The organism is Streptomyces sp. NPDC051173, assembly GCF_040689515.1.
Classification (GTDB): domain Bacteria; phylum Actinomycetota; class Actinomycetes; order Streptomycetales; family Streptomycetaceae; genus Streptomyces.
The window spans coordinates 56143-62751 of the sequence record NZ_JBFBBD010000039.1 but is presented as its reverse complement, the minus strand read 5'-3'; the positions used below and the strand labels follow the sequence as shown (position 1 = coordinate 62751).

The window sequence follows — 6609 nt, the reverse complement described above, 5'->3', positions numbered from 1 at the left end:
GCAACGGACCGGCAGCTCGGGGTCTGGGGCAGCGCCCCAGTTTCGGGAAGGGGCGGGGTAGGGGAACAAAGCGCCGCAGGCGCCAACCGACCCGCGGACAAGGGGCCTGGGGCGCAGCCCCGCACGCGGCGGAGCCGCAGATCAGGCGCAGCCGGGAAGGAACCCGGGCCGGAGCCCCCGCGCGGCGGAGCCGCACAAGCAGGCGCAGCCCGGGGAAAAGCCCGCCGCAGGCGTCACGCACCGAGAAACGCCCACCCCCGACCCACACTGGACCCATGAGTGACCCCCGCGCCCTCCAGACCGCCCTGCGCGCCGCCACCCGCGGAGACGTCGCCTTCGACACCGCGAGCCGCGCCCTGCTCACCATGGACGCCTCCAACTACCGCCGCGTGCCGTTGGGCACGTTCGCGCCGCGTGACGAGGAGGACGTCGAGGCCGCCCTGGCCGTCTGCCGTGAGTACGGTGTGCCCGTGGTGGCCCGTGGTGGTGGGACGTCGGTCGGTGGGCAGGCCACCGGGGTCGGCGTCGTCATGGACTTCACCAGGCACATGAAGGAGATCACCGGGATCGACCCGGAGGCCCGTACGGCCGTCGTGCAGCCCGGTGTCGTACTGGACACGCTGCGCGCGGCGGCGCGTCAGTATGGGCTGACGTTCGGGCCCGACCCGTCGACGCACGCGCGCTGCACGCTCGGCGGGATGATCGGCAACAACGCGTGCGGCTCGCACTCCGTCGCCTGGGGCACGACGGCGGACAACGTACGTGAGCTGCGGGTCCTCACCTACGGTGGCGAGCGGGCGCGGCTCGGGCGCGGTCTCGGCGGGCTGCCGCCGCGGCTGGCCGACGGGCTGCGGGGGCTGGCCGAGGGGCAGTTGGCGCTGCTGCGCACCGGCTTCCCGGAGCTGCCGCGGCGGATCTCGGGGTACGCGCTGGACCAGCTGTTGCCCGAGAAGCACGTCGACGTGGCCCGCGCCTTCACGGGCAGCGAGGGCACGCTCGGGGTGCTGACCGAGGCGACGGTCGAGCTGGTGGCGGCGCCGAAGGCCCGTGCCCTGGCGGTGCTGGGGTACGGGCACGAGAGCGCGGCGGCCGACGCCGCGCACCTGTTGCTGCCGTACGGGCCGCTGACCGTCGAGGGCATGGCCGCCGACCTCGTGGGCGACGCGTCCGGCCTGCCGAAGGGCGCGGCCTGGCTGTTCGTGGAGACCGGCGGGGACTCCCCGGCCGAGGCGGCGGCGCGCGCCGGGGAGATCGTGCGGGCGGCGGCGCCGGAGACGGCCGGCCATACGGTGATCACCGACCCGGCGGGGCAGCGTGCCCTGTGGCGCGTACGGGACGATGCCGCGGGCACGGCGACCCGCATGCCGGACGGCGCCGAGGCGTGGCCCGGCTGGGAGGACTGCGCGGTGCCGCCGGCGCGGCTGGGCGCGTATCTGCGGGAGTTCCGGGCGCTGCTGGGCCGCTACGGGCTGCGCGGCGCGCCGTACGGGCACTTCGGTGACGGCTGTGTGCACGTACGCGTCGACTTCGACCTGGTGAGCGCGGGCGGGGTGCGGCGCTTCCGGGAGTTCTCCGAGGAGGTGGCGGAGCTGGTCGTCGCGCACGGCGGTTCGCTGTCGGGCGAGCACGGTGACGGGCAGGCGCGGGCCGAGCTGCTGCCGAGGATGTACGGGCCGGCGATGGTGCGGGCCTTCGAGCACTTCAAGGACCTCTGGGACCCGGCGAACGGCCTCAACCCCGGCATCCTGGCCCGCCCTCACCGCCTGGACGAGAACCTCCGCTTCGCACCTCTGCCCAAGGGCCCGGTGGACGTGGAGTTCGCCTATCCGGGTGATGGCGGGGACTTCACGGCGGCGGTCCGGCGGTGTGTGGGCGTCGCCAAGTGCCGGGAGACGACGGTGCACGGCGCGGGCGTGATGTGCCCTTCGTACCGCGTGACGGGGGAGGAGGCGCACTCCACGCGCGGCCGCGCCCGCCTGCTGCACGAGATGCTGGCGGGCGAGGTGGTGCGGGACGGCTGGCGTTCCGAGGAGGTCCGGGACGCCCTCGACCTGTGCCTTTCGTGCAAGGGGTGCCGCAGCGACTGCCCGGTGGGCGTCGACATGGCGACGTACAAAGCGGAGTTCCTCCATCACCACTACGCGGGCCGGCCGAGGCCCGCGGGCCACTACTCGATGGGGTGGCTCCCGGTGTGGCTCCGTGCGGCCTCGGCGCTCCGGGCCGCTCCGGTCCTGAACGCCCTGGCGGGCGGCCCCTTGGGCGCTCTCGCCAAGCGGATCGGCGGCATCGCGCCGGAGCGGGCGCTGCCCGCGCTGCCGGGGGAGACGTTCCGGTCGTGGTGGGCGGCGAGGGAGCGGGCGGGCGGCGCCGCCGACACCGTGCTGTGGCCGGACACGTTCACAGACCACCTCGCGCCGCGGGTCGGCCGGGCCGCCGTGGCCGTGCTCCACGACGCCGGACTGCGTGTCACGCTCCCGCCGGGAGCGGCGTGCTGCGGCCTCACCTGGATCTCCACCGGCCAACTCGCCACCGCGCGCAGGCGGCTGAGGCGGACCCTCGACGTCATGGCCCCCGCCCTCGACGCCGGCCTCACCGTCACCGTCCTGGAACCGAGCTGCGCCGCTGCTCTCCGTACCGACCTGCCCGAGCTCCTCCCCGACGACCCGCGCGCGCACCGGCTCGCCGCGTCGGTCCGTACGTTCGCCCAGACGCTCGCAGAGCTCGCACCGCACTGGGCGCCGCCGCGTCTCGACCGTCCCGTCGTCGGTCAGACGCACTGCCATCAGCACGCGGTGCTGGGCGACGGCGCGGAGCGGCGGTTGCGTGAACGGGCTGGACTGACAGGGGAGTTGAGCGGAGGATGCTGTGGCCTCGCCGGGAACTTCGGTTTCGAGCGGGGGCACTACGACGTGTCCGTGGCCTGCGCCGAGGAGCAGTTGCTGCCGTCCGTGCGCGCGGCCGGGGAGGGGGCCGAGGTGCTGGCCGACGGGTTCTCCTGCCGCACGCAGCTCGGCGAGCTCGCCGGACGCGAGGGGCGCCACCTGGCGGAGGTGCTCGCGGATTGCCTCTCAGGCAACTCCCGTAAGCAGCACGGAAAATAAAGGCAAGCACGCTTGCTTGTTTCTCTGGCGACTGGGACCCTCAGGGCGGCGGCAACGCCAGGCACGGGGGCCGGCGCAATCGTTCGTCACATCACCTGTCCCAGAGGAGTACGCGGTGGTCAACCCCGTCGAGGCAGCCGAGGACCTACGGATGAGCGGGGTCCGCTCCCCGCTCCGCATCGGCAACGCCTCCGGTTTCTACGGAGACCGCTTCGACGCCCTGCGCGAGATGCTCACCGGCGGCCCCCTGGACGTGCTCACCGGCGACTACCTCGCCGAGCTCACCATGCTCATCCTCGGCCGGGACCGGCTCAAGAACCCCCGGCGCGGGTACGCCAAGACCTTCCTCGGCCAGCTGGAGGAGGGGCTCGGGCTCGCCGTCGACCGGGGGGTGAAGCTCGTCGCCAACGCGGGCGGGCTCAACGCCGCCGGGCTCGCCGACGAGATCCGCGCGCTCGCCGACCGCGTGGGGGTGTCCGTGCGCGTCGCGCACGTCGAGGGCGACGACCTGCTCGCCGAGCGCGACTGGGGGCCGGGCGTGCTCACCGCCAACGCCTATCTCGGCGGCGCCGGGATCGCCGCCTGCCTGCGGGCGGGCGCCGACGTCGTGGTGACCGGGCGCGTCACCGACGCCGCGCTCGTCACCGGCCCCGCGACCGCCCACTTCGGCTGGCTGGCGGAGGACCTCGACCGGCTCGCGGGCGCGGTCGTCGCCGGGCACGTCCTGGAGTGCGGCGCCCAGGCGACCGGCGGCAACTACTCCTTCTTCCAGGAGATATCCGGTCCGCACGGCGTCGCCCACCCCGGCTTCCCCATCGCCGAGATCCACGCGGACGGCTCCGCGGTGATCACCAAACACCCCGGCACCGGCGGCGCGGTGACCGTCGGCACGGTCACCGCGCAGCTGCTCTACGAGACCGCGGGCCCCCGCTACCCGGGCCCGGACGTCACGGCACGGTTCGACACGGTGCGGCTCACGGACGACGGGCCGGACCGGGTGCGGATCAGCGGGGTGCGCGGCGAGGTCCCGCCGCCTTTCCTCAAGACCGGCCTGACCCGGGTGGGCGGCTGGCGCAACGAGGTCGTGTTCGTCCTCACCGGGCTCGACATCGAGGCCAAGGCGTCCCTCGTCCGCGAGCAGCTCGAAGAGGCCCTCGCCCGGCGCCGCCCGGCGGAGGTCCAGTGGACCCTCGCCCGCACGGACCGCGCCGACGCGGCCGTGGAGGAGGAGGCGAGCGCCCTGCTGCGGTTCGTCGTGCGCGACCCCGACCCCGAGGTGGTCGGCCGCGCCGTCAGCAGCGCCGCGATCCAGCTCGCCCTGTCCAGCTACCCCGGCTTCCACGTCACGGCCCCGCCGGGCAACAGCATGCCGTACGGGGTCTTCGAGGCGGCGTACGTCGACGCGTACGCGGTGCGGCACGTGGCGGTGCTCCCCGACGGGACGCGGCTGCGGATCCCGCCGTGCTCGGGCGCCGGACAGCAGGGCGCCGAGCCCGGGCCCGCCCCGGCACCCGAGCCCGGGCCCGGCGCCCTCGCGGCGCTGCCGTCACCGCCGCTCCCCCGGCCCCTGCCCGCCGGCCCCACCCGCCGCGTACCCCTCGGGACGATCGCCGGCGCGCGCAGCGGGGACAAGGGCGGATCCGCCAATATCGGTGTGTGGGTCCGCGACGACGACGCCTGGCGCTGGCTCGCCCACGAGCTGACCGTCGAGCGGTTGCGCGAACTCCTCCCCGAGGCCGCCCGGTTCACCGTCGAGCGGCATCTCCTGCCCAGCCTCCGGGCGCTCAACTTCACCATCGACGGGATCCTCGGCGAAGGCGTCGCCTCCCAGGCCCGCTTCGACCCGCAGGGCAAGGCGCTCGGCGAGTGGCTGCGCGCCCGGCACCTGGACATACCGGAGGCGCTGCTGTGACCACCCTGGCGTCCACGCTCGACCCCGCCGGTCCCGACCACCTCGCCGCCCGCGAGGCCATGCTCGCCAAGCTCGCCGGACTCGACGCGGAGCACGCGAAGGCGCTCGCCGGAGGCGGGGAGAAATACGTCGCCCGGCACCGCGCCCGCGGCAAGCTGCTCGCCCGGGAGCGCATCGAATCGCTCCTGGACCCCGACACGCCTTTCCTGGAACTGTCACCGCTCGCCGGCTGGGGCAGCGATTACGCGGTGGGGGCGTCCGTCGTCACCGGCATCGGCGTGATCGAGGGCGTGGAATGCCTCGTCACGGCGAACGACCCGACCGTACGGGGCGGCGCCAGCAATCCCTGGACGCTGAAGAAGATCCTGCGCGCCAACGAGATCGCCCGCGCGAACCGCCTGCCCTGCGTCGCGCTCGTCGAATCCGGCGGTGCCGATCTGCCCAGCCAGAAGGAGATCTTCATCCCCGGCGGCGCCCTGTTCAAGGACATCACCCGGCTGTCCGCCGCCGGAATTCCGACCGTCGCCGTCGTCTTCGGGAACTCCACCGCCGGTGGCGCGTACATCCCCGGAATGTCCGACCACGTCATCATGGTCAAGGAACGGGCCAAGGTCTTCCTCGGCGGGCCGCCCCTGGTCAAAATGGCCACCGGTGAGGACGCGGACGACGAGGCGCTGGGCGGCGCCGAGATGCACGCGCGGGTCTCGGGCCTCGCCGATCACCTGGCGGTCGACGAACTCGATGCGCTCCGCCAGGCCCGGCGCGTGGTGGCCCGCCTCAACTGGCGGAAAGCAGGAGAGAGTGCGCCGGCTTTCTCGCCGCCCGTCCACGACGAGGAGGAATTGCTGGGGATCGTGCCCGGCGATCTGAAGGTCCCTTTCGATCCCCGCGAGGTCATCGCCCGGGTGGTCGACGGCTCCGACTTCGACGAGTTCAAGCCGCTGTACGGCACCAGCTTGGTGACCGGGTGGGCGCGGGTGTACGGATATCCGGTGGGCGTGCTGGCCAATGCCCAGGGCGTCCTCTTCAGCGCCGAGTCCCAGAAGGCCGCGCAGTTCATCCAGCTGGCCAACCGCCTCGACACCCCGCTGATCTTCCTGCACAACACCACCGGCTATATGGTCGGCCAGGAATACGAGCAGGGCGGCATCATCAAGCACGGAGCGATGATGATCAACGCCGTGTCCAATTCCCGGGTCCCGCATCTGTCGGTGCTCATGGGGGCCTCGTACGGCGCCGGGCACTACGGCATGTGCGGGCGGGCGTACGACCCCCGCTTCCTCTTCGCGTGGCCCAGCGCGAAATCCGCCGTCATGGGCCCGCAGCAGCTGGCGGGGGTGCTCTCGATCGTCGCCCGCGCCGCCGCGGCGGCGAAAGGACAGCCCTACGACGACGAGGCCGACGCCGCTCTGCGGGCCGCCGTTGAGCGGCAGATCGAATCGGAATCGCTGGCCATGTTCCTCTCGGGGCGGCTCTACGACGACGGCGTCATCGATCCGCGCGACACGCGGACCGTGCTGGGGCTCTGCCTTTCCGCCGTGCACTCCGCGCCCGTGGAGGGCGCGCGTGGCGGCTTCGGCGTCTTCCGGATGTGAG

The 6609-nt window shown here is 73.7% G+C and carries 3 protein-coding genes; all 3 read left to right on the top strand.

The features are described 5' to 3' along the window. The first annotated feature begins 275 nt into the window (after positions 1-275). On the top strand, positions 276-3101 hold the full coding sequence (locus tag AB0435_RS20845; protein WP_366427639.1) for an FAD-binding and (Fe-S)-binding domain-containing protein: 2826 nt from the start codon (positions 276-278) through the stop codon (positions 3099-3101). 151 nt (positions 3102-3252) lie between these two features. Next, positions 3253-5013 (top strand): acyclic terpene utilization AtuA family protein, encoded by a 1761-nt coding sequence (locus tag AB0435_RS20840; protein WP_366427641.1) that lies wholly within the window; start codon positions 3253-3255, stop codon positions 5011-5013. Continuing rightward, positions 5010-6608: a carboxyl transferase domain-containing protein gene (locus AB0435_RS20835; RefSeq protein WP_366427638.1), complete on the top strand. Its 1599-nt coding sequence runs from the start codon at positions 5010-5012 to the stop codon at positions 6606-6608. Before AB0435_RS20840 ends, AB0435_RS20835 begins: the two co-directional genes overlap by 4 nt. Position 6609: the final 1 nt, after the last annotated feature.